This window comes from Roseivivax halotolerans (assembly GCF_900115815.1).
Lineage (GTDB): Bacteria > Pseudomonadota > Alphaproteobacteria > Rhodobacterales > Rhodobacteraceae > Roseivivax > Roseivivax halotolerans.
Genome location: NZ_FOXV01000016.1, coordinates 25,559 through 48,940 on the forward strand (window position 1 = coordinate 25,559; position 23,382 = coordinate 48,940).

A 23,382-nucleotide genomic window follows, 5' to 3' on the forward strand; every position below is an offset into this window, starting at 1 on the left:
GAACGAACGCCCCGACACCGCTGGCCGGGACATCAAGGGTTGCCTCAGCTGTAGAGCGCGGACGGCAACCAGGTGACGAGTTGAGGGAAGAACGCCACGAGAAAGCACATCACGACGATGATCGCGATGAACGGCAGGACGCCCCGGATGATGTGACCTGTCCTGACCTCACGTGGCGCGATAGACCTCAGATAGAACAGCGCGTATCCGAATGGTGGCGTCAGGAAAGAGGTTTGCAGCACGACCGCCATCAGGACGACGAACCACAGAAGGCTCACGCCTTCCATCTCCTGCACGATCGGCAGGAAGATCGGGAAAGACAGCAGCACGATACCGGTCCAATCGAGGAATGCGCCCAGGACGAAGACGATGGCCATCATCATGGTCAGCAGCATCCAGGGCTCCATGTCGAGCGAGCGAATGATATCCTGCGTCGCGCGCAGGCCGCCGGTTATGTTGAACACACCGGTAAAGGCCGTCGCTCCCAGAACGATGAACAGGATCATGGCCGACGTTCGCCCGGTCTCGAGCATCGCACCGTAGAAGGTCGATAAGGTGAAGCGACCGCGCAGGATCACGATGAGAAGCGCCAGCACGGCGCCGATGGCCGATGCCTCGGTCGCGGTGGCGATGCCGGCGAGGAGCGATCCGAGGATGCCGAAGATCAGCACCAGCGGCGGGAGCGCCTCGAGGGCCAGCATCCGCAAGAGCGCACCGCGACTGATCTTCTCATCCGGCTCGACCGCCGGAGCCAGGTCGGGGCGGAGTACGGAGATCACGTAGACATAGAGCGCGTATGCGAGCCCCAGAAGCACGCCGGGAATCATCGAGCCCGCGAAGAGCTCACCCACCGATAGCGGGGAGTAGCTCGCCATCAGGATGAGCATGATCGACGGTGGGATCAGGATGCCGAGACACCCCGAAGCAGCGATGACTCCCGTCGTCAGCGTCGGTGCGTAGCCGTATTGCAGCATCGGGCGCAGCGCCATCACGCCCATCACGGTTATCGACGCACCGATGATGCCGGTGGTCGCCGCCAGCAGGATCGAGATGAACACGACCGCCAGCGCGAGACCGCCACGGACCCGGCTGAGCAGCAAGCGCAGCGCCTCGAACATCCGGTCGGTGACGCCGGAATCCGACAGGAACCGAGCCATCAGCACGAAAAGAGGGATCGCGATCAGCGTGTAATTGTCCAGGACGTCGCCGAAGATGCGGTTGATGACGATGCCCAGCACCATCGTCTTGCCCGCGAGGATCGCGCCGAGAACGGCGGTCCCGCCAAGGACGAACGCCAGCGGATGCCCCATGAACAGGCCCAACAGAAGCAGGCCGAACATGCAGAGTGCTAGAGGTTCGGGGCTCATGCCTGGTCCTCGCGATGGTTGAGGATGATCTTGAGAACCTCCGAGACGCCCTGCAGCAGCAGAAGCCCGGCGGCGACGCACATCGCCATTTTCAGCGGATAGACCGGCATCTGGATCGCACCGTAGGTGGTCTCGCCCTGGGTCCAGGACCGCATGGCGAATTCCCACGAACGCGTCAGGAAGACCCAGGCGAATGGAAAGAAGAAGATGGCGTAGCCTGCGACCTCAACCACTTTGAGCGCGCCCGGGCCGAGTTTTTCAATCACGAGATCAACGTTCACATGCGCTCGATGGCGCAGCGCGTATCCGCCCAGCAAGATGAAATAGAACCCGTACAATTGCTTCGAGACGTCGAAGGCCCAGCGGGTGGGTTCGTTGAAGGCATAACGCATCACCACGTCGTAGATGATGATCGCGGCGAAGACGACCGCGACCACCGCGACAATCCTCCCGACGATCTCGTTCAGCCCGTCGATGGCGCGGATGACCATTGGCTCCTCCCAAAACCCGTGTCGTGACCGGCTGGATGTCGCACCCCACCAGTATTGAGCCGCACCTTGGTTGGCATGAGGTCGAAGTGCAACCGGCGGAGCGAGCGCTTCTGCATGCATAACCTCAAGACCGCTTTTGCAGAATCATGAGGCTGGATGATTTGCTCCTGAATGCGTCCCGAGCCCGCCGCCACTTCGCGATACGGGCAGGTCTGTGTCCACTCTCCGCCAGTCCACTCCGGACCCCGAGGATAGGAAGATGCCATCGTGACGCTTGCCGATTAACGTACGTCAGAAAACTCGTGAAGGCATATGCGGTGAACCGACCAACGATACATGACGTGGCGCGCGAGGCAGGTGTCAGCCTGTCGACCGTTGACCGTTGACCGTTGACCGTTGACCGTTGACCGTTGACCGTTGACCGGGTGCTGAACGACCGCGACGGCGTCCGCAAGTCCACGCAGGCGCGTGTTGCCGAAGCGATGCTCCAGCTTGGCTACGAACGCAACCTTGCCGCGGCCAACCTGTCTCGCCGCCGTCTCTATCGCATCCGCTTCATCCTGCCTTCGGGACCGAACGCCTTCATGCGCGGCCTCGAAGCGCGTGTGCGCGAGCGCATGACGAACGCGGCACGCGAAGCCACGGTCATCGATGTCTCGACTGTTCCGGCCTTCGATGCACAGGCGCTTGCGGCAGAGCTTCGCGGTTCTGGATCTTCGCGACCGCGGCAGTGCGGTTGTCACCCTGGTGTCCGACCTGCCCTCTTCGGCGCGGCAGCATTTTGTCGGTATCGACAACGTGCAGGCGGGGCGCACGGCGGCCAGCCTGCTCGGCCGGTTTTGCCGCTGGCGCAGCGGGCGGATAGCGCTCGTCGCGGGTTCGATGCTGGTGCGAGACCATGTCGAGCGAACGCTAGGCTTCGAGCAGGTCATGCGCGAGGAGTTTCCCGACCAGAGCTTGTCGACCGTGATAGAAGGGCTCGACGATCAGGACATCGTCGCCGAAAGGCTGACCGAGGCTCTCGCTGCCGATCCCGATATCGTCGGCATTTACAGCTTCGGCGCCGGCAATCGCGGCGTGGCGCGCGCGATCTCCACGCTGCCCGCCAAGCGCCGCCCTTCGGTCGTGGTTCACGAACTCACAAAATGCTCGCGCGATGCCCTGATCGAAGATGTCTTCGACGCGGTCATTCACCAGGACGAGGTGCGCGAGATCGAGGTAGCGCTCCGCACGCTGCGCGCCCTGGCCGACCGGGTCCAGACCATCGACGCGGGTGAGCGGGCTTTGTTTCGCAAAGAGGTTGAAGCCGAGACTTCCCATTTCCCCGGACGGACTTATCCCACGGGCTCGGTGACAGGTATGCCGAGCGCGGTGTAGCCGTTCAGGACGGCGGCGCGGATCTGGAGTTCGGCGACCTGGCGATCGAAGTCGCGTGCCATGAGGCTCTGCCGCAGCAGCTTTACGCAATGCATCTTCGTCTCGGCGCGGCTTCGTCGGTGGAAACCGCTCCATTTTCGCCAGATCGCGCGACCGAGGTATTTCGAGGCGCGAAGGGCCTCGTTCCGCGCGATGGCGCCCGCGGTCGACGGTTTCCAGGGCTTGGCATTCTTTCGCGGTGGTATGACGGCGTTGGCACCTCGGTCGGCGTCGTGGCACTTGCGCGTGTCGTAAGCACCATCCGCAGTGACCGAGCCGATCTCCACGTCGGCGGGGATCTGGTTGAGCAACTCGGGCAGCATGGGCGCGTCCCCGACGTTGCTTCCGGTGATCTCGATGGCTCGGATCTCCAGCGTCTGTTCATCGACACCGATGTGGATCTTGCGCCATAGACGACGTTTCGCACCGCCATGCTTTCGCGCGTGCCACTCGCCTTCGCCTTCTGCCTTGATGCCGGTGCTTGTCCACTGCCCGGCAGTGCATCACGCAGTGATGTCACGAGAGGGGATCAGCAGGTTCAGTGGGCCCTGCGAGCCGCGGTAGGGAATGCTCACGACCAGGGTTTCCCGGCGCCTGCTCAGCGTGCTGAAATCCGGCACCGTCCAGTCGAGGCCAACGAGCCGCAGAAGGTTCTCCACGAAACCAGCCGTCTGGCGGAGCGCCATGCCGAAAAGCACCTTCATCGTCAGGCACGTCTGGATCGCGGCATCGCTATACTGCGGCTGTCGGCCTCGCTTGCCGGTGGGCGGCGGCACCCACGCCATATCCGGGTCGAACCAGATGGTCAGGGAGCCACGTTGCTTCAGCGCTTCGTTGTAGGCCGGCCAGTTCTTGGTCTTGTCGCTCGGCGGGATGGGTCTGCTCATGCAGACCGGCTACCACGCTGGATTCACGAGATGAATCCCCTTCGATATTTGCGCAACAAAGCCAATCGGCTGGGTATCGCGCCTCAGAATCTATTCGTGGTCAGATATGCCAGCAATCCCAAAGCATCCCGAAGCTCGGTGCGCGAAATCTGACCACCCAGGCACACACGCAAACTCTCGGACGGCTCCCCGCTGACGGTGAAGGCATCGGAGGGCATAATCCCAACGCCGGTGCCCGCCATTCGGCCAATGACATCCGCTCGACTAATCCCCTCACGCAGGCGAAGCCAGATATTGAAGGCGTGAGGCTCGGATTCGTACTCCAATTGGGCCAGCACCTGCGATGCGATGGCCTGCCGCGCCAGCGTCTCCTCTCGGATAAAGCGGCGTATCCGGTCGGCGGTGCCGTCGGTGATCCAGTGCGTGGCCAGCGCCATCATCAGCGGCGACGGCATGACCGAGACCAGCCGTAACTGGTGTGCCAACTCGCGCGCCGCCAGGCTGTTGGGCGCAACTGTATAGGCCAGGCGCAGGCCAGCGCCAATGCATTTGGCGAGGCCCCCGATGTGCCAAACCAGATCCGGAGCGAAACTCGCGAGCGGCGCAGGCGGATGCGGCGGAATGAAGCCGTAGGCGTCGTCCTCGATCAACGGCAGCTTGTGCGCGATGATCACCTCGGCGATGCGCTCGCGCCGCGCCAGCGAGATCGTGCGCGTCGTGGGATTCTGCAGCGTCGGGTTGAGATAAAGCGCTTTGGCTCCATGCTGGACGATCGCGATATCAAGCGCGTCCGGATCGATGCCCTCGGCATCTCCCGGTAGCCCCACAAGCCGCAGACCGAGCCGTCCGGCGATCCCACGAAATCCGGGATAGGTCACGTCCTCGCAGAGCAAAGTGTCCCCCGTCCGTGCCAGCCCGGTCAGGATCGCCAGAATGGTCGGATGCGCGCCCGGCGTGACCGCGATGCGGTCGAGCGAAGGGACAAGACCACGGAGCGACAACCATGAGGACGCGGCCTCCTTGTCGATCTGCCCGCCGGTTGCCGATTGGTAGCGTAGAAGATCGATAAGGTTGGCCGAGACTGTCTGCAGACCATCCTGCATCCGCGCGAGCAGCAGCGGATCTTCGGGCTCTGGCGGTAAGTTCATTGTCAGGTCGATATCGGCCTGCCTGCGCAATTCGCGTTGTCGCGTATCCGCGGGCGATTGAGCCACGAAGGTCCCACGCCCCACATGACTATCGATCAGGCCGCGCCGCTGCGCCTCCGCATAGCCGCGTGAGACTGTGGTGAAATCGATGCCGAGACGCTCCGCCAGGCGCCGCTGTGGCGGCAGCCGGTCCCCGCGCGACAGCGTGCCGTCGGCTATCCCTTCGGCGATCGCATCAGCCAGTTGCAGGTAACGCGCAGCGCCTCCGCGGCGCAGTATTGGGGACCAGTCTTGCATGTCATCTGATTACAATCGATTCGTGCCAGATTGAAGCACTTTGTATGGATAATTCTGATCGACCTGCGATGAAAACTTCAAAAACTGCCAAATTTTGCAACTAAATCGCGTTAACCTGCCACCAAATAGGCGCTAATACTAGGACTGCTGACAAAATTGTATGCATAAATGAACTGCAATTTGATTGCATCATTTGCGTTGCGCAGGGTGACCTCACGAAATCATCCCAGCGAAACGGCAATCGGAGGAAGCGCATGCCTGCAGTCACCATGGAAAAGCACAAGGACGGAGATTTCTTCGTCGATTACGAAGACAAGGTATTCGAGGACGTTAAGGCCGAAGAAGGCCAGAAGGCCCTCGTGACCTTCCACACCGTCGCCTTTGAGGGCTCGATCGGCCTGGTGAATATCCTCAACGCGATCCGACTCAACCGGAAGGGCTACGAGACCTCGATCCTGCTTTATGGCCCCGGTGTCACGCTCGGCATCCAGCGCGGTTTCCCGACACTCGGCGATGCGGCTTTCCCGGGTCACCAGAACTTCGCCGACAACCTCAAGAAGTTCATGTCCGAAGGCGGCAAGGTCTATGCCTGCCGTTTCGCGCTGCAGGCGCTTTACGGCCATGGCGAGCCGTCGCTGCTGGAGGGAATCATTCCGATCGCGCCGCAGGACGTGCTCGATCTCAAGCTGATCCATGTGCGCGACAACGCCGTGATCGTCGATACCTGGACGGTCTAATCGCGGCCTGCCGGGGCCGCGACAGGCCCCGGCCCCAATCCCCGGAGGTTTCATGTCCCGTATCGTCAAGGCGGCCGCCGTCCAGATCGCACCCGATCTGACCAGTCGTGACAAGACCCTCGCACGGGTGCTCGACGCCATCGACGAGGCTGCGGGCAACGGCGCCGATCTTGTCGTCTTTCCCGAAACCTTCGTCCCCTATTATCCATATTTCTCGTTCGTGCTGCCGCCCGTCCAGCAGGGCAAACCGCACCTTGCGCTATACGAGCAGGCGGTAACCGTTCCCTCGGATGAGACGCGCCGCGTCGCGCAACGCTGCGCCCATCACGGCGTCGTCGCCGTTCTGGGCATCAACGAGCGGGACCACGGGTCGCTGTACAACACACAGCTGATCCTCGACGCCGATGGCACTCTGAGGCTCAAACGGCGCAAGATCACGCCGACCTACCATGAACGAATGGTCTGGGGGCAGGGAGACGGCTCCGGCCTGAAGGTGGTCGACACGCGTGTCGGTCGTCTCGGCGCGCTGGCCTGCTGGGAGCATTACAACCCGCTTGCCCGCTATGCGCTGATGACACAGCACGAGGAAATCCACGCCGCGCAGTTCCCCGGAAGTCTTGTCGGCCCGATTTTCGCCGAACAGATCGAGGTCACCATGCGCCACCACGCGCTGGAGGCTGGCTGCTTTGTCGTAAACGCCACCGGATGGCTGACCGAGGATCAGATCGCCTCGGTCACCGACGATGCCGCCCTCCAAAAGGGCCTGCGCGGTGGATGCATGACCTGCATCATCACACCCGAAGGCCGCCATGCTGTGCCGCCCCTGACCGAGGGCGAAGGCATCCTTTATGCCGACCTCGACATGGCGCTGGTGACCAAGCGCAAGCGCATGATGGACTCCGTCGGCCACTACGCGAGGCCCGAGCTTCTGGCGCTGCGCCACGACCCGTCACCCGTGGAGACGCGCCACTTGACCGCGCCCGAGGTGCCCTTCCCATCCATCCCGCTGGAGGACTGACCCAATGCCAGATACCGGCTCCGTCATCACCGACCTGCAAACCCGCGGCATGCGGATGATCGACCCGCGCGCAGGCGCAGACAGTCGCCGCGGCGGTGCGGGCCCAACCGACCACAAGGCGGTCACCATCGACGGGCTGACCGTGATGATCCCTGTCCACACCCATGCCGCTTTCGACAGCCCCTATATCGTCGACGCACCCGATGCCGAGGGACGCGCGCGCGTCACGCGGGACGGTACGTTTTTCGCTGAGATCAGCTTTCCAAAACGCGCGAGCTTCCTGGATCTCGCCACTGCGGATGGCATCCCCTACGGCCATATCGCACAGCTGCATGCGAAAGACGTTCTGGCCACGACCGTGCTGCAGACCTGCATCCGGTACGAGAGCCGCAAGAAGACCTGCAAATTTTGCGCCATCGGCCAAAGTCTCGCGGCCGGGCGGACCATCGCCCACAAGACCCCCGCACAGCTGGCCGAGGTTGCGGCGGCTGCCGTCAAACTCGATGGCGTGAAGCACATGGTCATGACCACCGGAACCCCTGCGGGCAAGGACCGCGGCGCGCAGGTGCTCGCAGATAGCGCCGAGGCAATCCGCGCCGCCGTCGACCTGCCGCTTCAGGCGCAATGCGAGCCGCCCGAGGACGATGCCTGGCACCGGCGCATGAAGGATGCCGGGATCGACAGTCTCGGCATGCATCTCGAGGTCGTCACGCCCGAGCTGCGCGCCGAGATCATGCCCGGTAAGGCGCAGGTCCCGCTGGAGAAATACTTCGACAGTTTCGCCGCCGCCGTCGACGTCTTCGGTTGGGGCCAGGTCTCGACCTATATCCTCGCGGGTCTGGGCGATACGCCGGAAGCGATCCTGGAGATGTCCGAACGGCTGACGGCGATTGGCGTCTATCCCTTCGTCGTGCCGTTCGTCCCCGTCTCTGGCACACCACTGGAAAGCCACGCCGCGCCGACCCCGGCGTTCATGCACAGCGTCCTGCCACCCTTGGCCGCCATGATCCGCAAGGCCGGGATGAGCGCTGAGGATATAAAGGCCGGTTGTGGACGCTGCGGCGCCTGTTCCGCGCTCTCGGCCTTCGAGAAATTCGCGCCGAAAGAGAAAGCGCTCGCATGATCATCGAAAAGCCCAAAGCCTTCGTCACACCTGAATTCCTGATCCGCCAGGCGACGCAACCTTGGGAAATTGGCGGGGCAGCGTCGCTTCGGCACCGCACCTTCGTGTCCGAACAGGGTATCTTCGCCGATCACGACCGTGACGAGATCGACAAGATCGCGCTGCCGCTGGTGGCCATCTCCACCATCGCAACCGAGGCCGACGAGGTCGTGGGCACGGTGCGTATCCACGAAGCCGATCCGGAGGTCTGGTGGGGCTCGCGCCTTGCCGTGGCGCCGGGCTACCGGCGTGTCGGGCGGCTCGGCGCCGAGCTGATCCGATTGGCTGTCGGCACCGCCCATGCGCGCGGAGCCAAACTGTTCCTCGCCTATGTGCAGATGCAGAACGTGCCGCTGTTCGAAAGGCTCGATTGGGAGGGGCTTGGCGCACAGGATCTGCACGGCCACCCGCACATGAAGATGCGCGCCGACCTGTCGGCCTATCCCGCGATCGAGGACCCGGCGCGCGGTTGGATGGCATTGACGCGTCGGCGCGCCGCATGACCGACGTCGCTGCCCTTGCCGCAGATCTGGCCGCGCATCCCAACGTCACCGGCAAGCGCGACATCGACGTCGTTTGCGGCGCGCTGGGTCTGAGCCAGGACAGTCCGGGCCGTCCCGGCGACGATGCCGCCGCGCTGCCGGACGGCGACGGCTGGCAGCTGGTCGCGACCGAGGGTTTCATGAACGAATTCGTGGCCGATGCGCCCTGGTTCGCGGGCTGGTGCGCGGTCATGGTGAACCTGTCGGACATCGCGGCGATGGGCGGACGCGCCACGGCACTGACCAATGCACTCTGGACGCAGGGCCCGGACCAGGCCGCAGAGATCCTGCGCGGCATGGCCGAGGCAAGCGCGACCTATGGCGTGCCTATCGTTGGGGGCCATTCGAACCTGCGCACCGACCGCGCGCAACTCGCCGCAACCATGCAGGGCCGCGCACAGGCACTGATTACCAGCTTCGACGCCGAGCCGGGCGACGTGCTGATCGCGGCGGTCGATCTGCGCGGGTGCTACCCCGGCGAGAGCGACAATTTCGCGGCGTTCCTCGGTACGCCGGCTGAGCGCCTGCGCGGCGATCTCGAATTGCTGCCAGAGCTTGCCGAGGCCGGGCTCGTCCACGCGGGCAAAGATATCAGCCAGGGTGGCATCGCGGGCACTGCCCTGATGCTGGCCGAATGCTCAGGCTGCGGGATAGACATCGATGTCGCCGTGATCCCGCGTCCCGAAGGTACGGATCTCGCGCGCTGGATGCGCACCTTCCCCAGCTTCGGCTTTCTTCTGGCAGCCAAGGCCGCGGATGTCTCTGCGATCTGCGCGCGCTTCGCCGCACGCAACATCGCCGCTGCCGAGATCGGCCGCATCACATCCGGCAGCGCGGTGACCTTGTGCGACGGAGCTGACCGCGCACCGCTCTGGGACCTTGCGGCCCGGCGGTATCTGGGCCTCGCCCCCATCCAAAAGGAGCCGATCGATGCCTGAAGTGACCTTTCGTCTGCGCTGGCCCGACGGGACGGAGGACACCTGCTATTCGCCGTCGACGGTGATCCGCGAGCACCTGAAGGCGGGTGAGTCCTATTCGCTGGCAGACTTCATGGACCGCGCAATTGATGGCCTCGACCGGGCCGCACAGCGCGTCGAGGCCAAATTCGGCTTCCGCTGTAGCTCTGCCGATGCACAGGCCGCGCGGATCAAGTCCCGCGCCTCCGCCTATTCCCCCGAGGAGACGATCACATGCCTATCCATGACCTGACAGCGGCACCCGAGGCCCGCACCCATCTGCCCGTCGTCATCATCGGCGCAGGCCAGGCGGGGATGTCGGCCTCGTGGCATCTGTGCCAAGCGGGCGTCGAGCACGTGGTTCTGGAGCGGAACACACGTTTTCATGCGTGGAAAAACCAGCGCTGGGACAGTTTCTGCCTCGTCACGCCGAACTGGCAGTGTCGCTTGCCGGGCTTCCCTTATTCTGGCGATGATCCGGGCGGCTTCATGCTCAAAGACGAAATCGTGGAATACGTGGAGGCCTTCGCGGAGAGTTTCGATGCGCCGCTGCGCGAGGGCGTCACCGTCTCCCGCGTCGCGCGCGATGCCGCGGGGCGCATCGAGGTAGATACCGATGGTGGGCTCTGGTCGGCCGATCACGTGATCGTGGCTTCGGGCGGCTATGATCGCCCCATCACGCCGCCCTTTGCGGCCGGTCTCGATCCGTCGATCACCCAGCTTCATACCCGCGACTACACTGGCCCGAATGACATCCCAGAGGGCCGCTGTCTCGTCGTTGGCACGGGCCAGTCCGGTGTGCAGCTGATGGAGGATCTGCACATCGCGGGCCGCGATGTGTCACTCGCCGTTGGCCCCGCGCCGCGCAGTCCGCGCCAGTACCGGGGGCGCGACGCGACCGACTGGCTGCACGCGATGGGCTATTACGACATCACCATCGACCAGACGCCCGACCCCAAGGCGACTGAGGCCAAGACCAATCACTACATGTCGGGCCGCGATGGCGGACACGAGATCGACCTGCGCCGCTTCGCAAAAGACGGATTGCCGCTTTATGGCTCGGTCACCGGCATGGACGGCACGCTGATCTCCTTCGCGCCCGATCTGGAGAAAAACCTCGATGACGCCGACAAGAGCTATGTCGGAATCCGCGAGATGATCGACGCCTACATCGCGCGTGAAGGCATCGACGCGCCAGTGGAGCCGCCCTTTGAGAAGGTCTGGCGCCCCGCGACCGAGATCACCGAGATCGACGCCGCCGAGGAGGGCATCACCTCTGTCCTGTGGTGCATCGGGTTCCGGCCAGATTACAGTTGGCTGCAGCTCGACTGCCTCGATCCCACCGGGCGCCCGGTGCATCGTCGCGGTGTCTGCGAGAACCCGGGCGTCTATTTCCTGGGGCTCAGCTGGCTGAATACTTGGGGCTCCGGGCGCTTCCTGAGCGTCGGCGAGGATGCCGAGTATGTCACGGGGGTGATCTCGGAGCGTCTGGACAAGCACGGGCGTGATCGGCGCTACGGCTGAGACGGGCCGCGAAATCTGCCAACGTCCATTGCTCGGTATGGTTTTGAGATATCATCTGCGCTCAGGTCTACATTTGGACTTTTTGGGCGGACAGCCGACATTCGCTGCCTGGCGCACCAAGGTCCGCTACGTCTGAAAGCCGCCGATCCTGTTCCCGGAATGCTGCAGATCAGTTGAAGGCCAGTGTCCTTCGAAAAAGCGGGAAGTGGTCTGCAGCTACGGCGGGACCTTGCCCGTGATGCGCGAGGCCATAGCAAGTTGCCAACGAATGTCTCGAACGCGGTCGTCTCAAACGACGGTCTCAAAGCCTGAGCCGACCACGGCTCCGGCTCGAGGGATCAACTATTCTTCACAAGCGTCAGCTGCCTCGCGGGATTGCAGCTTGCCCGTCCCTCATCGAGCGGCCTTCCATCCGTGGCCGACAGGAAAGACCACGTGAAAGCGCTCTCACCAAGCATCAACCGAAGCAGCCCCCGGGTTTCGAAGATCGCGGCATCCGTTGTGTCACGCGGCGGGATGGAGTGGGATGTCTTGCCGCCCGTACCAACCGTGAACTCGATCGTTCCGGCATGATTGTCTCTGCGCCCCTCTGCATCGAGAGGCGCGGTGCGTTCATAGAAATGGTTGTGCCCGTTCAGAACGAGTGTTGCCCCGGCCTGCTGAAGAGCCCGGAACAACGCGATAGCTGCTTCGCTGCCGCCGCGGCTTTTGATCGAATGCGCGGGCTTGTGATAGAAGGCCAGGATACAGCGCTCGCTTGCCTCCTCGAGTGTCTTTGCCAGCCATCTGCCCTGGTCCGATGCCGGATCGGCGGGGACCTCGCTGTTCAGGGATAGGATCAGCCAAGCGCCCCGATGAAGCGCGTAATAGCCCGTGCGGTCTTGGCCCGCCTGGCCCTTCCAATAATCGAAGTAGCCATCCGCCCGGTGTGTTCGGTATTCGTGGTTTCCCGGCGCCGGGAACGTGCGGTAGCGCAGCTTGCCCCAGACCGGATCGTAACACTGATCGAACTCGGCATTCGTACCGGAACGGTATACGAGGTCGCCGAGGGCCAGGAACGCGGCGTCCGTATAGGCCTCTGCCAAGCGCGCGGTCTCGACAGAGCTGTCTTCCCTTGGCAGAAACGCCGCTTTTAGACCGAGAAGGTTGGAAGTTTCGGGAAGGACACCCTTGAGCCCGCGACCCCGGGGACATTCGGCGAGATCGCCAACGGCAATCAGCTCAAGAGGGCCTTCCGAAGGCTGCAGGCGATCCGGTTGCGGCCCGAGGCTCTGGATGTCCGGGGGGAATGACGACCTGATCTCTGATGCGGCGAAGCTCATCCACCCGCTCTCGACTGAGAGAAGCAATAGTGTCGTTACCGCGATGCTTCCTAGGACCCCACGAGCGTTCATGTCATGTTTCTCTGTGTTGAGGCCGCTCGTGCTGTCCTGTCGCGGCGCCGCATCGATCAATTTCTGCGACGGCCAGCCCGGTCTCAAGAAGATCTTCCACGAACCAGGCCGCAAATTGCGCGCGTCCGGTCACTCCGGCCTTTGAATAGATCCGGGTAAGCTGTGCCCGCACCGTCCCTGGAGCCGCGCCGCGCAACTCGGCGATCTCACCCACGTCCAGGCCCTTGAGCGCGAATGCACCGACATCGCGTTCCGCAGGCGTCAATCCCCATGCATCGAACTGAGCGCTTATGACATCTGCGAGCGCACCGCGGGCGGTGTCGAGAGCACGCTCCTGGCTGCGCAGACGTTCGAGCGTGACTCGAAGCTGCCACCCGGCAAAGATCACACCCAGGATCAAGGCGACCGCGACGAACGCCTCCAGCAAACTGTGAGGGGCCGACGGAGCGTTCAGCAGATCCGTGACAGCGTCACCCACAAAGAACACGGTCGCGACAGCCTGCAAGATCACTATGGCGGCGATCACCACGGGGCGGGGCCTGTTCATCACGTGGCTCCGGCGTCCCGCTTGCTCTTTTTCCGGCCTGTCAGCATCGGCATCACAAGATTTCGTCCGAGCAGGCGGCTTTCGAGCGCGACCCCGGCAATATGCAGAAAGGCCAAGACAAAAACGAGGTTGGCTGCAAGTTCGTGTGTCTCTTCGGCGATCTCCTTCACACCTTCATGATCGCGGCTTTCCTCGCCCTCCACAAGCACGGACCAGTCACCCGCTGCGACGGCCGCCTTTTGCTCGGAAATCGAAAGGGGGCTTTGAGCATCAGTCATCACAAGACCCGTAAGCACCACCAGGCCCAGGCATGCCCACAAGGCGTAAGCCATGATCGAGCCTGCCGGATTATGCGAGGGATAATGTTTGGGCGTTCCTCGCAAGAGGTCGCTGAGATGCTTCAAAGCCGCGATCGGTCTGGGCGGGAATGTGGAAAAGCGGGCCTCGCGCGGTCCCGTGAAGCCCCAGACGAACCGAAGCGCCAGCAATCCGAAGACCGCCCAACCGACCCAGATATGCGGGGCGCTGCCATCCTCGGTAATGAGGCCATTCGCCACGACTGCGCTCGCGACGCCCCAATGCGTCAAACGGACCAGTGGATCCCAGAGCTCTGGGGGCGCATCGGCGCCCCCGTCGCGCGCACCGGCGTTCGTCCGGGTGTCAGTCATCGGCCTTGATCTCCGTCACCAACCCCGTGTTCGGCGCAATATAGACTTCCCATTTCTTGCCGTCGGCATCCTTGCACTTGGCTTCGATCTCTCCATCTTCAGCCTCGAAGCGTGGCGACATGCATCCGCTCGCTTCAAGAGCAGCTGTGGCGTCTTCGGGGTTGGATCCGACCAAGTCACCGACCGCAGGCATGGCCATGGCGGAGAACGGAACAGCGCTGAAAACAAGAGCTGTGAGGTAAACGAGTTTCATCGAGATCGTCCTTTCAGGGTTGTTTCCGCGGCGCTCCTATCGTCGCCGCCAAGCTCGATCAGGACGAAGATCGTGGTCGAGGTCGATCCGATGAATGTTGAAAACGGGCCCGATAAGCGCGCGCTTATTCCGGCGACGTGATGACTTCTTGGCGCATCCGACCGGTCGGGCCTGAATTGTCGATGGCCGGAGAGCTATGCCCACGCACAAACCGACGACAGCTTCAGTTTTCGATCCCGCCGCGTCGTTTCGACCACGAGAGCCGTATTCGGCCAGGCGCTCTCGTTGCGTCGGAGCAGGGCCGATCGCATCCATGCGATGCGAAACACAAAGCGGAGTTCGCAAGACACGAGTCGGCTCAGGGCGTGGTGCCTCGGGCGATGTCGGCCGTCGCGGAGGAGGCAGTGTTCACGGTGCCGGCCGCCCATTCATGGGGCGTGATGCGAAGAGCACGGAGCGCGTTCAGGATCACGGCAACGTCGATGAGCTCCTGCAGGAGGGCTCCTTGCACCGGGGTGAGGTAGCCGAACGCGGCGGCAATCATGCCGATGATCGACAGTCCGATCCCGACGACGACGCTTTCGACGGCGATGCGCCGGGCACCGCGCGCGATGTCGATCCCCGGCCCGAGCCGGTCGATCCGGTCAATGAGTAGCACCACGTCCGCCGCCTCTGCCGAAGCCGCTGCGCCGCGCGCGCCCATCGCGACACCCACGTCAGCCACAGCCAGCGCCGGCGCGTCGTTGACGCCGTCGCCCACCATCATGACGGGCCCGCGCTTGCGCTCGTTCAGCACGAGCCGGACCTTCTGGTCGGGTGTGAGACCGGCGTGCAGCCCGTTGAGGCCAAGCCCCATGGTCACCTGTTTGGCCACGTCGGCGCGGTCGCCGGTGGCGAGCAGGATACGTCCGACGCCCTGGCGGCGCAGACCCTCGAGCATCAGGCGCGCGTCGACCCGTAGGGGATCGGACATCACGAGGAGCCCTGCCATCTGTCGGTCGATAGCGACGGCAACGAGGACCGAACCGGCGACGGGATGTCCGCCCGGTTCCTGTCCGATGCGCGATGCGACGAATGCATCCCCCCCGACGATGACCGTGCGGCCCTCGACCCGGCCAGCGATGCCTTCACCCGGGGTCTCGGCGACGTCGAAGGGGGCGGGCAGAACGAAGCCGCGCGCATGCGCGGCGGCGACGATGGCCTGCGCCACGGGGTGCTTGGACGCCTGGTCAAGCGCGGCGGCCACCCGCAGGATGTCGGCCTCCGCAAAGTCGCCGAAGCTCTCGATTGACATGATCTGCGGACGGCCTTCCGTCAGCGTGCCGGTCTTGTCGAGGATCAGCGTTCCGATGCGCGCCATGGTCTCCAGTGGCCCTGCGCCCTTGATCAGCACGCCGAACTGCGCCGCACGCGATAGACCAGCGACCAGCGCGACTGGCACCGCAAGGATCAACGGACAGGGCGTCGCGACGACGAGCACGGCAACGGCCCGGATCGGATCGCCGGTGAACCACCAAGCGGCACAGGCGATGCCGACCGTGATCGCCAGAAACCAGAGCGACCAGCGGTCGGCAAGCCGCGACATCGGCGCCTTCGAGGCTTGTGCCTCTTCGACCAGCCGAACGATCCCGGCATACGTGCTGTCCTTGGCTTCTCGCATCGCGATCAGATCGAAAGCCTCGCCCGCGTTGGTCGAGCCGCTCATCGCCTCCGCCCCGCGCGTCAGCCGGATCGGCAGGGATTCGCCCGTCAGCGCGGAGGTGTCGAGGAAGGCTGTATCCGAGGCCACCTTGCCATCGACCGGCGCGACGTCTCCCTGCCGGATCAAGAGCCGGTCGCCCGGCGCAATCTCATCGAGGGGCACCTCCTCCAGCCCGCCGTCGCGATGCCGTGTCGCCGTGCGGGGCACGCGGGAGAGAAGGTCGCGCATTTCACGGCGGGCCCGGCCCTCGGCGAAGGCTTCGAGGAAGGTGCCACCGGAATACATCACCGCGACAACCGCCGCGGCAAGCTCCTCGCCAAAGAAGAGCGCCGCCGACATCGACAGCGCGGCGACGATATCGAGGCCGACCTCGCCCGAGCGAAGGCTGACCAAGATCTCCACCACGAGCGCGGCGAGTGCGGGAACGACCCCGGCGATCCAAATCACGTTCGCCGCATCCGGTCGGCCGGACAAGGAAACGACAAGTCCCGAAACCAGGCCGACTGCGGCAGTGATCAGCAAGGCTGTCTTCAGGTAATCGGAACGGATCGTGTCCACGCGGCTTATCTCCTCTCCGCTGAGGCGATTGCCGCCGGCTGTTCCTCAAGTCGTCGTCCGAACACCCAAGCCCCATGCACCGGCATCATCATCGCGCAAGAGGACCAGGGCGTCGAGGCATCTGCGCCCACCTGCGTGCTTGCGTGGCGGCCCAAAACAGGATGGCGCTCGGACTTGCAGATGGCAGCTTCTGGATCTCAAGGCTCGGAGCCTTGGGACGCCAGAGCCCAATCTACCCCCCGTCGCTCCTCGTCATCGAGGCGAAGTCGCTCGCGGTTAGGCGCGCTCACTTTCCCGAAACTTGGATAATCTCGGCCTCCGGTTTGGCTTCGATCGGAACGAAGCGCGCTCCTTCGGCGAGGCGGTTGGTGATCTCGGGGTCGGCATCCGCATCCAGCAGCATCAGCGGTGCATCTCGTGGCAATGACCTGAAAGAGTGCAGCTTGATGACGCGCCGCGTCTCACCCTTCTCCTTTACTGTCCCAAGCGTCAGCTGGGCGTCGAGTGCGGGATCGTCTTGCGCCAGACGCCTGAAAATCGCTTGGCGCTTCCGTGACGCCTGAAACGCACGACGATCGAACATGTCGATGCGGAACGCCGTAGTTTTGCGGGGGTCCCACGGAAAGATCTCGAGCTCTGGACGTATCTCGGCCTCCGCTTTGCAAAAGGCCTCAAGGCGATCGCACGCAAACCTCTTGTCCTGCAATGCAGCCGAAACGCTTTTGCCAACGCGCAGCGCGGCGACGAGCTTTGTCCGCGCCTCCAGATACTCCTCCTGCAGATCCGTGGGAAAAGCGGCTCCCGGCGGGTCGAGAAAATCGTCCAGAGAGATTTGCATCGTTTTCACACGCGTCGACCAGACTTTTTCATCGATGATCCGGATCGCGACAGGCACACGCTGGTCGATCGGTGGGAGTGCGTCGAGATAGGTATGCGCGAGGAAGATGATCCGGGTGCCCGTCACCTCTTTCTGCGCAAGGTAGTGGCAGCCTTGCGCACAAGGGGCATGGCGTATCTTGCCGGATTTGGAGCGTGCGCGGCACAGAGATTGGGTGATCGATGGCACGAGGCCCTGAACCTGGCGCACAAGGTCGTGTCGGTTGCACATGGGCGTGTCCGGATCATCGCTCCGCGGTGCGGTGCGGCCGCGAATGACCTGGATAGGCAAGCCCGTGCCCAAAGCGGCAAAATCGCGCGCGGCGCGGTCCGCGAGATCGAGCGTGGGCATATAGATCATCACATGACCGCGCTGAAGAAGCCGGGACCCCTGTTCGGCAAGAATGCGGAGCGCGGTCGACGTCTTGCCAAGGCCCGCGGTCACCTTGAACGCGATTGCGGGCGCAACCTCATCCGGCACGTCCTTTTCCTCCGCTACAGATGAGATGAAATCAGACATCTCGTGATAGAGCCGTTGGCGCGCCTCTTTGGGCTCAAGCCAGTCCGGGATGGGCGCGGAGGCGTGGAGTTCTGTGTCGAAATGCATGCGGTCTTCCTTCGATTTTTGAAGACCTCTGATCGTCTCGTGTCCGCGCAAAACGTTTTGGGTGAAAAAGTCCGGGTCCCGTCGCGACAACAAAGGTGGGGGTGCTCTAAGAAGGATATTCTTAGGCCGGTCCCATCTTTGGCATTTGTTTCCGTTTCTTTTGGGCGGATGTCCTCCGGACCCATCTTCTCTTTGCCACTGAAGAGGAGAGAATAATGCTAAGGCTCGAGGAGGTCGCAGAGCATTACGGGCTGAAGCCCGACACGCTGCGACGAAAAATCAAAGAGGGGGCGTTACCCGCCATCAAGATCGGCCGGACATACCGGCTCAAGTGGACGGATGTCTGGTCTTGCGAAGAGGGCCGCATGCCGCGCGGTGCGGGACAGGCGCGTTACCGCGAGCCGCTCCTGAGCAAGAAAGCGGTGGCAGAGGCGCTCAGCGTCAGCGTGCGCAGCGTGGAGCGCTGGATCGAGGCCGGATTGCCGACACGCAATGTCTTTGGCGCAGTGCGGTTCAACCCGCATGACGTGACCGATTGGCTGCGCGGGGCGCAGGATCTCGACCTGCCGGGGGAGTGGTGGCGATGAGTGATCTCGTGCGTCGCACAGAAAATGCCGGGAGCTCGCTGACACGGGCGGGAGGGCTGCGTCTGTCGCACATGCGCCCCCAATCATTCATCGGCGTCATGTTTGACCCTGTCCGTGCGAATCCGGGGAAAACCCCGACTGGATGTGCGAAACCCCGACAGCTTACGCGTAGCTCTCCTGCTCCGGCCATGGCCCGGTTCGGAGTGTCTTTGGGTCCGAAGACACTCCGAACCGAGGCCATGAAAAGGAGCAAGACATGATTTATCAACCAAACAAGATCGAGATCCCCCAAGCGACGCTCGGTGACGTGCTCGCATGGGCGGAAGCCACCGGGGAAAAGCGCGACGCGATCTATGAGCTGAAGAAGGTGCCTGCGCGGCTGAACACGGCGCTCGAAGAAATCGGCCTCCTGCCGGCAGATCTGAAGCACTTCGAGCAGGTCGTTGCACCCGCGCCTTACGGCATGGTCTCGAGCAGCAAGGATCTCGAACAGGCGCGGCGGCGCGGAAACTCGCGTGTCCGCGGGTTGCTCGAGCGGTTCTGGGCAGCTCAGTGCGACCAACCGCCTACCCTGGAAAACGTGGCGCAGAGCTATACAGACCTGATCGACTGGGTTCGCGCGCATGAAGGCTTCGTCGAGCATGGTGCCCGCTTCACGACGTCCACGCATAAATGCCTCTTTGCGTTGCGCGCCCGGTGCCAGGTGCCGCTGCCGGAGCTCGATCAAGGCGAGATCGATCGTGTCTTCGCAGAAGCGACAACGGAGAAGCGGAAATCGCTGCAGCGTGGGGTGAAACTTCTGAACAGGCTGCAGCGCGGCATGAATGCCTGGCCGGAGATCCGGCCGCTGCTGTCGAAGACGAATTTCGAGATCCCGAAATCCTCCGATCGCGCGGAGCGCATTCTGTGGGCATCGCTTCCGGAAGCAATGCGCTGCGATGCGGAGACCGTGTTCCGCGAAGTGCTGATGACCCAGGACGATCTCAGCGCCTGGGCAAAGGCGCAGATGGCGGCGGGGGTCGCGTCTCTCGAGATCGACCAGGCCGTGGCGCAGAAGGTCAAGATACGGGGCCGCCGACCGAGAAACAGCAAGACTGCTCTTTCGGGATATCAGGGTGCAGTAACCTGGCTCGCGCGCAGCGTGAGACAGCATGAAGGTGGCCTGTCCCAGATCGCAGGTCTGCGGGATCTCATGACCCGCGACCGCATCTCCAAGGCTATCGAGGACCAAATCGCCCGGTCCCAGGCATCGCTTTTGCTGAAAGCCCCTAAGAAGACCCAAACGCTGGGGAACCGGCTCAAGAACCTGAGAGCCATCGCGCGGAATGGGCTCTACGACCCGGAAATCGTCGCGCATGTGGACGTGCTGCGCGTCGTCTTTGACGATTACGTCGTCACGCCGCGCGAGATGCATGACCATGCCGAAGAGATCTGCAAGCTGCTGCAACGGCGGCCGGACCTTGCGGCGAAGCTCGTGAATGCGCCTGCAGCCCTCGCTTCAAAGGCAGAGGCGTGGCTCAAAGACGCGCGTGATCAGCAGGATGAACAGCGCGAGCTTGCAGCACTCCGGCTCTTTGCGGCGGCCGTGCTGCACGCCATCCAGATGTCGCGCCCACTAAGGCCCGCCAACCTCATCGCGCTTCGGTGCCAAGGCTGTCAGGAAATCGCTGGCAACCTCACATGGGTCCGCAAGGGCGGACATGCCGAACTGCGCTTCGCACCGGGCGAGATCAAGAATGATCGAGAGGTCACGGTCCATGTGATTGGCGCGGATGCGCAGATCCTCGCGGACTGGATGGAAAGACACCGCCCCCGCCTTCTGGAGCTAATGCGTCTCTCCGACAGTCCCTACATCTTCCCGGGGCAGGCGAGCCCGCGCAATGTCAAGGACGTGATCACCCTGCCCCATGGCTGCATGTCAGCGTCCAGCTTCGCGGAGTTGTGGGCGCTCGGGGCTCAGAAAGTTGGTCTGGGCCTGACGCCGCATCTCTGCCGGCACGCGCTGGCAACGCTCATTCTCGCGATCGAGCCCGGCAACTTCGCCAAGGCCGCAGCGGTCCTCGGTGACACGGAAGAGACCGTGCGACGTCACTATGGGCGGGACAGCGGCGAAGAGGCCGCGAAGTCAGTGCGCGCGGCGCTGCTCGCGCGGCATCCCGCGCTCTTCAAATCCATGAAGCGGAGACTCAAATGACCCATCCTTCGCTCGACGACCACCTGCAACCGGTTCCCTTGCCCGTGAAGCGCGCCATGCTTGAGGACGCCGCTTCGCTCGAGCCGGGCGCGGCTGCAGTGATAGGGCGCTTCTTCGCGATCCTGCAGGATCGGCGCGAACCGGTGGCGGCCCCCAGCGCGGAGAGCTTCCGCCAGGCGGCCGCCTCGGAGTCGACCTTCCGCGCGCTTCTTCGGGCGCTCGCCCGCTATGCGCCGGATGTCTCGACCTCCTCGGCGGTTGAGGTGAAGGCAGAGTGGGTGTCGCGCCGACCAAAGCCGAAGCCCCGGCAGCCTGCCGGGGGAGAAAAAGTTCAGAAACCTCGGATTGACCCTAACACCTGGCCGCGGAGTTGGCAGAAAATGGAGCAACGGCTTGCCGAGGCAAAAATCAAAGAGAGCAGCCTGGCGCGCTATCGTGCTTCCGTGCATCGTTGCGCCCAGCTCGTTGCCGCGGGCCATGGATCTGAAACACTGGGTTTTGTGACGGGGATCGCGCTCGTCGAGGCGTTCCGGGAGACGGAGCCGGGGAAAAAGCCCCTGCGACCGGCGACGATCGCAAATTACCTCGAAGGCCTGATCATGCTCGGCAAGCACGGCGGGGCGCACGAAGATGCGCTGGCAAGCTTGCGCTTTATCGTCGAAGACCTTCGAGAGAATGCGCGCGCGGTCGGCAAGGTGAAATATCCGCGTCTGGCAAAGATCACGGAAGCCGGTGGCTTTGCCTTTATCGCGGATCGTATTGGCGAGATGCGGCAGGAGGCCGAAGCACTGCCGGACCATGCTTCCGAGAAGGTACAGCTCTTTCAAGCGACGGCCCTCTGTGCAGTCAGCATGAACAAGCCCGGCCGGACAGGCGACGTGTCCCGGTGGTGCCTTGGAGAAGAGCTGGTCCGAGAAAGCGACGGGACATGGGTGCTCGCCTGGGAACAGGGCAAGACCGGGTATGAAACCGAAGCTGGACGTCTTTGGCCCGAAGTGTCCGAGGTTCTGGATGCGCTGATTCTCGGCGGCCGCCCCGATTGGTTCGTGCATATGCGCTATCGCGCCCTTCTTGGCATGAACTGGCTGACACTCGGTCAAAGAGCGATGTCGGAGAAATGGCCGAGCTCGGTGGTCAAAGTCGCGATCGGCGTTCCGCTGCACGACCTGCGCACGCTCGCTGCGGATTACATGCGCCGGCATGATCCCGAGCGCGCGGCGGATGTCATCTCCTCTCATCTCGGTCACAGAACGAGCCGTGCTGGAGACGCTTACCGATCCGAGAGCGAAGGCGAGGCGGCCGCGAAAGGTTGGGCAGAGATGCGGTGGCAGATCGCCAAAGGATAGAGCCCGTCACTTATGCAAAAGTGGGAGAGGGAGCGTCCGCGGCGACGCCATCCTTGGGCCCGGGTCCTCAACTTGAGACCCGATCCAAGGATGACGCGCTGCGTCGCATAAAAGCCTGCAGGATCTTTGGTCTCAACCCAACTCAATACTCTGAAAGGAAACTGCATGCAGCATTTTGCTCCCGCCGTGACGCGGGCTGAACCTGTTCGTGCTGACAAAGGCACCGCGCTTCATATCCTCTTCTCTCTTCATGGCGAGGAACTCTACGACGCTGCCGAAGCGCTTGGGGGGCCGCGTGGCGTGCGTCTCGTCTCCCGCCTCGACGCTCAGCTTCGAAAGGCGACGGAGGTCACCCGCGCTGCCCGACAGCTGGCGGGCGAGCTCGTGAGGCTTCTTATGCTCGACGGCGTCGATGGCCTCGAAAGCGAAGAAGCTGGACACTTCGCTCAAATCGATCCCGCGAGCGAGCTCGTGCATATGATCTGTCGGCTCACGGATTTGCTCCTAGATGCGCTTTCATCCATCGAAAGAGAACGATCTCAAAGGTGAGCCCTCTACCCCGCCGCCGCGTGTCTCCAAGGCGGCGGGTTTTGTCAGCGCCGGTTCGAAGATCAGCCCTGTGGCTGACACCGGACGCTCGGAGACTCACCATGAAGGATTCATTCGAAGATCCGAACGCCGAGCGCGCGCATATCCATGCGTATCAAATCGCGCACTTTTGCAAATGGCACGGCGCGAGCCTTTGCGACATTCTCGAGGTCGTCGCGGGTGAAGTCGGCGTCAACCTGTGCTGCGACCTGCTCGGTGCGCTGAGCCAGAAACACCCTGATCCCGCACTCGTGGCCGAGCTCGTGGACCGCGCGCGGTCCATGCTCGAAGTCGCCCAAGACGTGCCGGAGGCCGCGCGGGATGCGCATCGCTGGCACGGGGCAAGGCTCAGTGAACTTTCAGCATAGCTAGGCAAAGAATGTGCGCTCCGGCGGCTTACGTCGGGGCGCACAAAAGATCTGGCGAGTTCCCTTTTGGCGACCTTGCGATCGCGCAATCTCGTCTTCAGACACGGCGATGAGCGCGTCAGCGTGATCACCGCAGGACAGCCTCGCCT

The 23,382-nt window shown here is 63.3% G+C and carries 22 protein-coding genes and 1 pseudogene; 12 read left to right on the forward strand and 11 right to left on the reverse strand.

Features of this window, described 5'->3' with window-relative positions; genetic code table 11:
• Positions 1-44: 44 nt before the first annotated feature.
• Both BM171_RS16635 and BM171_RS16640 read right to left on the reverse strand, forming a co-directional pair.
• Positions 45-1,367 carry a TRAP transporter large permease gene (locus tag BM171_RS16635; RefSeq protein WP_172974916.1) on the reverse strand — a complete coding sequence of 441 codons (1,323 nt, stop codon included), beginning with the start codon at positions 1,365-1,367 and terminating at the stop codon, positions 45-47.
• Positions 1,364-1,858: a TRAP transporter small permease subunit gene (locus BM171_RS16640; protein ID WP_093015094.1), complete on the reverse strand. Its 495-nt coding sequence runs from the start codon at positions 1,856-1,858 to the stop codon at positions 1,364-1,366. Before BM171_RS16640 ends, BM171_RS16635 begins: the two co-directional genes overlap by 4 nt.
• A 747-nt stretch (positions 1,859-2,605) precedes the next feature.
• On the opposite strand from BM171_RS16640, the gene BM171_RS19130 reads away from it, so the two are divergent.
• The gene (locus tag BM171_RS19130; protein ID WP_245760312.1) at positions 2,606-3,235 is read left to right on the forward strand and encodes a substrate-binding domain-containing protein; all 630 of its coding nucleotides are present in this window, start codon (positions 2,606-2,608) and stop codon (positions 3,233-3,235) included.
• Here BM171_RS19130 and BM171_RS16650 read toward each other — a convergent pair.
• Positions 3,193-4,161, reverse strand: a pseudogene (locus BM171_RS16650) (IS5 family transposase). The gene BM171_RS19130 and the pseudogene BM171_RS16650 sit on opposite strands and share 43 nt — an antisense overlap.
• A gap of 83 nt (positions 4,162-4,244) precedes the next feature.
• Positions 4,245-5,606: an aminotransferase-like domain-containing protein gene (locus BM171_RS16655; RefSeq protein WP_093015096.1), complete on the reverse strand. Its 1,362-nt coding sequence runs from the start codon at positions 5,604-5,606 to the stop codon at positions 4,245-4,247.
• A gap of 254 nt (positions 5,607-5,860) precedes the next feature.
• On the opposite strand from BM171_RS16655, the gene BM171_RS16660 reads away from it, so the two are divergent.
• Genes BM171_RS16660 through BM171_RS16690 form a run of 7 tightly spaced genes read left to right on the forward strand, consistent with a single transcriptional unit; the run spans position 5,861 to position 11,545 of the window.
• Complete coding sequence (locus tag BM171_RS16660) at positions 5,861-6,343, forward strand: MSMEG_0572/Sll0783 family nitrogen starvation response protein (RefSeq protein ID WP_093015098.1); 483 nt, start codon at positions 5,861-5,863, stop codon at positions 6,341-6,343.
• A 52-nt stretch (positions 6,344-6,395) separates the two neighbouring features.
• Entirely contained in the window at positions 6,396-7,361 is a 966-nt protein-coding gene (locus tag BM171_RS16665) for a Nit6803 family nitrilase (RefSeq protein WP_093015100.1), read from the forward strand.
• A gap of 4 nt (positions 7,362-7,365) precedes the next feature.
• Positions 7,366-8,484, forward strand: a complete 1,119-nt coding sequence (locus BM171_RS16670; protein WP_093015102.1) for an MSMEG_0568 family radical SAM protein — start codon at positions 7,366-7,368, stop codon at positions 8,482-8,484.
• The gene (locus BM171_RS16675) at positions 8,481-9,026 is read left to right on the forward strand and encodes an MSMEG_0567/Sll0786 family nitrogen starvation N-acetyltransferase (protein ID WP_093015104.1); all 546 of its coding nucleotides are present in this window, start codon (positions 8,481-8,483) and stop codon (positions 9,024-9,026) included. Before BM171_RS16670 ends, BM171_RS16675 begins: the two co-directional genes overlap by 4 nt.
• Entirely contained in the window at positions 9,023-10,003 is a 981-nt protein-coding gene (locus tag BM171_RS16680; protein WP_093015211.1) for a sll0787 family AIR synthase-like protein, read from the forward strand. Before BM171_RS16675 ends, BM171_RS16680 begins: the two co-directional genes overlap by 4 nt.
• Positions 9,996-10,274 carry an MSMEG_0570 family nitrogen starvation response protein gene (locus BM171_RS16685; RefSeq protein WP_093015213.1) on the forward strand — a complete coding sequence of 93 codons (279 nt, stop codon included), beginning with the start codon at positions 9,996-9,998 and terminating at the stop codon, positions 10,272-10,274. The genes BM171_RS16680 and BM171_RS16685 overlap by 8 nt, the downstream gene beginning before the upstream one ends.
• Positions 10,256-11,545 (forward strand): MSMEG_0569 family flavin-dependent oxidoreductase, encoded by a 1,290-nt coding sequence (locus BM171_RS16690; RefSeq protein ID WP_093015106.1) that lies wholly within the window; start codon positions 10,256-10,258, stop codon positions 11,543-11,545. Before BM171_RS16685 ends, BM171_RS16690 begins: the two co-directional genes overlap by 19 nt.
• 338 nt (positions 11,546-11,883) lie before the next feature.
• Here the strand turns inward: BM171_RS16690 and BM171_RS16695 are convergent, their stop codons facing one another.
• The 6 genes from BM171_RS16695 to BM171_RS16720 all read right to left on the reverse strand — a co-directional run bounded on the left by BM171_RS16695 (position 11,884) and on the right by BM171_RS16720 (position 18,150).
• Positions 11,884-12,867 carry a metallophosphoesterase family protein gene (locus tag BM171_RS16695; RefSeq protein WP_175497608.1) on the reverse strand — a complete coding sequence of 328 codons (984 nt, stop codon included), beginning with the start codon at positions 12,865-12,867 and terminating at the stop codon, positions 11,884-11,886.
• 73 nt (positions 12,868-12,940) lie between these two features.
• Positions 12,941-13,468, reverse strand: a complete 528-nt coding sequence (locus BM171_RS16700; protein WP_245760313.1) for a helix-turn-helix transcriptional regulator — start codon at positions 13,466-13,468, stop codon at positions 12,941-12,943.
• Positions 13,469-13,485: 17 nt separating this feature from the next.
• Positions 13,486-14,154 carry a cytochrome b/b6 domain-containing protein gene (locus BM171_RS16705; RefSeq protein ID WP_093015112.1) on the reverse strand — a complete coding sequence of 223 codons (669 nt, stop codon included), beginning with the start codon at positions 14,152-14,154 and terminating at the stop codon, positions 13,486-13,488.
• Positions 14,147-14,407 (reverse strand): PepSY domain-containing protein, encoded by a 261-nt coding sequence (locus BM171_RS16710; protein ID WP_093015114.1) that lies wholly within the window; start codon positions 14,405-14,407, stop codon positions 14,147-14,149. Before BM171_RS16710 ends, BM171_RS16705 begins: the two co-directional genes overlap by 8 nt.
• 358 nt (positions 14,408-14,765) lie before the next feature.
• The gene (locus BM171_RS16715; RefSeq protein ID WP_093015116.1) at positions 14,766-16,667 is read right to left on the reverse strand and encodes a heavy metal translocating P-type ATPase; all 1,902 of its coding nucleotides are present in this window, start codon (positions 16,665-16,667) and stop codon (positions 14,766-14,768) included.
• Positions 16,668-16,953: 286 nt separating this feature from the next.
• Entirely contained in the window at positions 16,954-18,150 is a 1,197-nt protein-coding gene (locus BM171_RS16720) for a hypothetical protein (protein WP_093015118.1), read from the reverse strand.
• Positions 18,151-18,365: 215 nt separating this feature from the next.
• On the opposite strand from BM171_RS16720, the gene BM171_RS16725 reads away from it, so the two are divergent.
• The 3 genes from BM171_RS16725 to BM171_RS16735 all read left to right on the forward strand — a co-directional run bounded on the left by BM171_RS16725 (position 18,366) and on the right by BM171_RS16735 (position 22,277).
• The gene (locus tag BM171_RS16725; protein WP_093015120.1) at positions 18,366-18,737 is read left to right on the forward strand and encodes a helix-turn-helix domain-containing protein; all 372 of its coding nucleotides are present in this window, start codon (positions 18,366-18,368) and stop codon (positions 18,735-18,737) included.
• A gap of 256 nt (positions 18,738-18,993) precedes the next feature.
• Positions 18,994-20,931 (forward strand): hypothetical protein, encoded by a 1,938-nt coding sequence (locus BM171_RS16730; protein WP_093015122.1) that lies wholly within the window; start codon positions 18,994-18,996, stop codon positions 20,929-20,931.
• Positions 20,928-22,277 (forward strand): hypothetical protein, encoded by a 1,350-nt coding sequence (locus tag BM171_RS16735; protein WP_093015124.1) that lies wholly within the window; start codon positions 20,928-20,930, stop codon positions 22,275-22,277. Before BM171_RS16730 ends, BM171_RS16735 begins: the two co-directional genes overlap by 4 nt.
• 132 nt (positions 22,278-22,409) lie before the next feature.
• On the opposite strand, the gene BM171_RS16740 is transcribed toward BM171_RS16735, so the two are convergent.
• Entirely contained in the window at positions 22,410-22,754 is a 345-nt protein-coding gene (locus tag BM171_RS16740; protein WP_093015126.1) for a hypothetical protein, read from the reverse strand.
• Between the two features lie 173 nt (positions 22,755-22,927).
• Here BM171_RS16740 and BM171_RS16745 point away from each other — a divergent pair, with 173 nt between their 5' ends.
• Complete coding sequence (locus BM171_RS16745) at positions 22,928-23,233, forward strand: hypothetical protein (RefSeq protein WP_093015128.1); 306 nt, start codon at positions 22,928-22,930, stop codon at positions 23,231-23,233.
• Positions 23,234-23,382: the final 149 nt, after the last annotated feature.

Coding starts and splice junctions, on each gene's coding strand:
- BM171_RS16635 (WP_172974916.1), bottom strand. CDS start 1,367: ATGAGCCCCGAACCTCTAGCACTCTGCATGTTCGGCCTGCTTCTGTTG.
- BM171_RS16640 (WP_093015094.1), bottom strand. CDS start 1,858: ATGGTCATCCGCGCCATCGACGGGCTGAACGAGATCGTCGGGAGGATT.
- BM171_RS16655 (WP_093015096.1), bottom strand. CDS start 5,606: ATGCAAGACTGGTCCCCAATACTGCGCCGCGGAGGCGCTGCGCGTTAC.
- BM171_RS16660 (WP_093015098.1), top strand. CDS start 5,861: ATGCCTGCAGTCACCATGGAAAAGCACAAGGACGGAGATTTCTTCGTC.
- BM171_RS16665 (WP_093015100.1), top strand. CDS start 6,396: ATGTCCCGTATCGTCAAGGCGGCCGCCGTCCAGATCGCACCCGATCTG.
- BM171_RS16670 (WP_093015102.1), top strand. CDS start 7,366: ATGCCAGATACCGGCTCCGTCATCACCGACCTGCAAACCCGCGGCATG.
- BM171_RS16675 (WP_093015104.1), top strand. CDS start 8,481: ATGATCATCGAAAAGCCCAAAGCCTTCGTCACACCTGAATTCCTGATC.
- BM171_RS16680 (WP_093015211.1), top strand. CDS start 9,023: ATGACCGACGTCGCTGCCCTTGCCGCAGATCTGGCCGCGCATCCCAAC.
- BM171_RS16685 (WP_093015213.1), top strand. CDS start 9,996: ATGCCTGAAGTGACCTTTCGTCTGCGCTGGCCCGACGGGACGGAGGAC.
- BM171_RS16690 (WP_093015106.1), top strand. CDS start 10,256: ATGCCTATCCATGACCTGACAGCGGCACCCGAGGCCCGCACCCATCTG.
- BM171_RS16695 (WP_175497608.1), bottom strand. CDS start 12,867: ATGAGCTTCGCCGCATCAGAGATCAGGTCGTCATTCCCCCCGGACATC.
- BM171_RS16705 (WP_093015112.1), bottom strand. CDS start 14,154: ATGACTGACACCCGGACGAACGCCGGTGCGCGCGACGGGGGCGCCGAT.
- BM171_RS16710 (WP_093015114.1), bottom strand. CDS start 14,407: ATGAAACTCGTTTACCTCACAGCTCTTGTTTTCAGCGCTGTTCCGTTC.
- BM171_RS16720 (WP_093015118.1), bottom strand. CDS start 18,150: ATGCATTTCGACACAGAACTCCACGCCTCCGCGCCCATCCCGGACTGG.
- BM171_RS16725 (WP_093015120.1), top strand. CDS start 18,366: ATGCTAAGGCTCGAGGAGGTCGCAGAGCATTACGGGCTGAAGCCCGAC.
- BM171_RS16730 (WP_093015122.1), top strand. CDS start 18,994: ATGATTTATCAACCAAACAAGATCGAGATCCCCCAAGCGACGCTCGGT.
- BM171_RS16735 (WP_093015124.1), top strand. CDS start 20,928: ATGACCCATCCTTCGCTCGACGACCACCTGCAACCGGTTCCCTTGCCC.
- BM171_RS16740 (WP_093015126.1), bottom strand. CDS start 22,754: ATGCACGAGCTCGCTCGCGGGATCGATTTGAGCGAAGTGTCCAGCTTC.
- BM171_RS16745 (WP_093015128.1), top strand. CDS start 22,928: ATGAAGGATTCATTCGAAGATCCGAACGCCGAGCGCGCGCATATCCAT.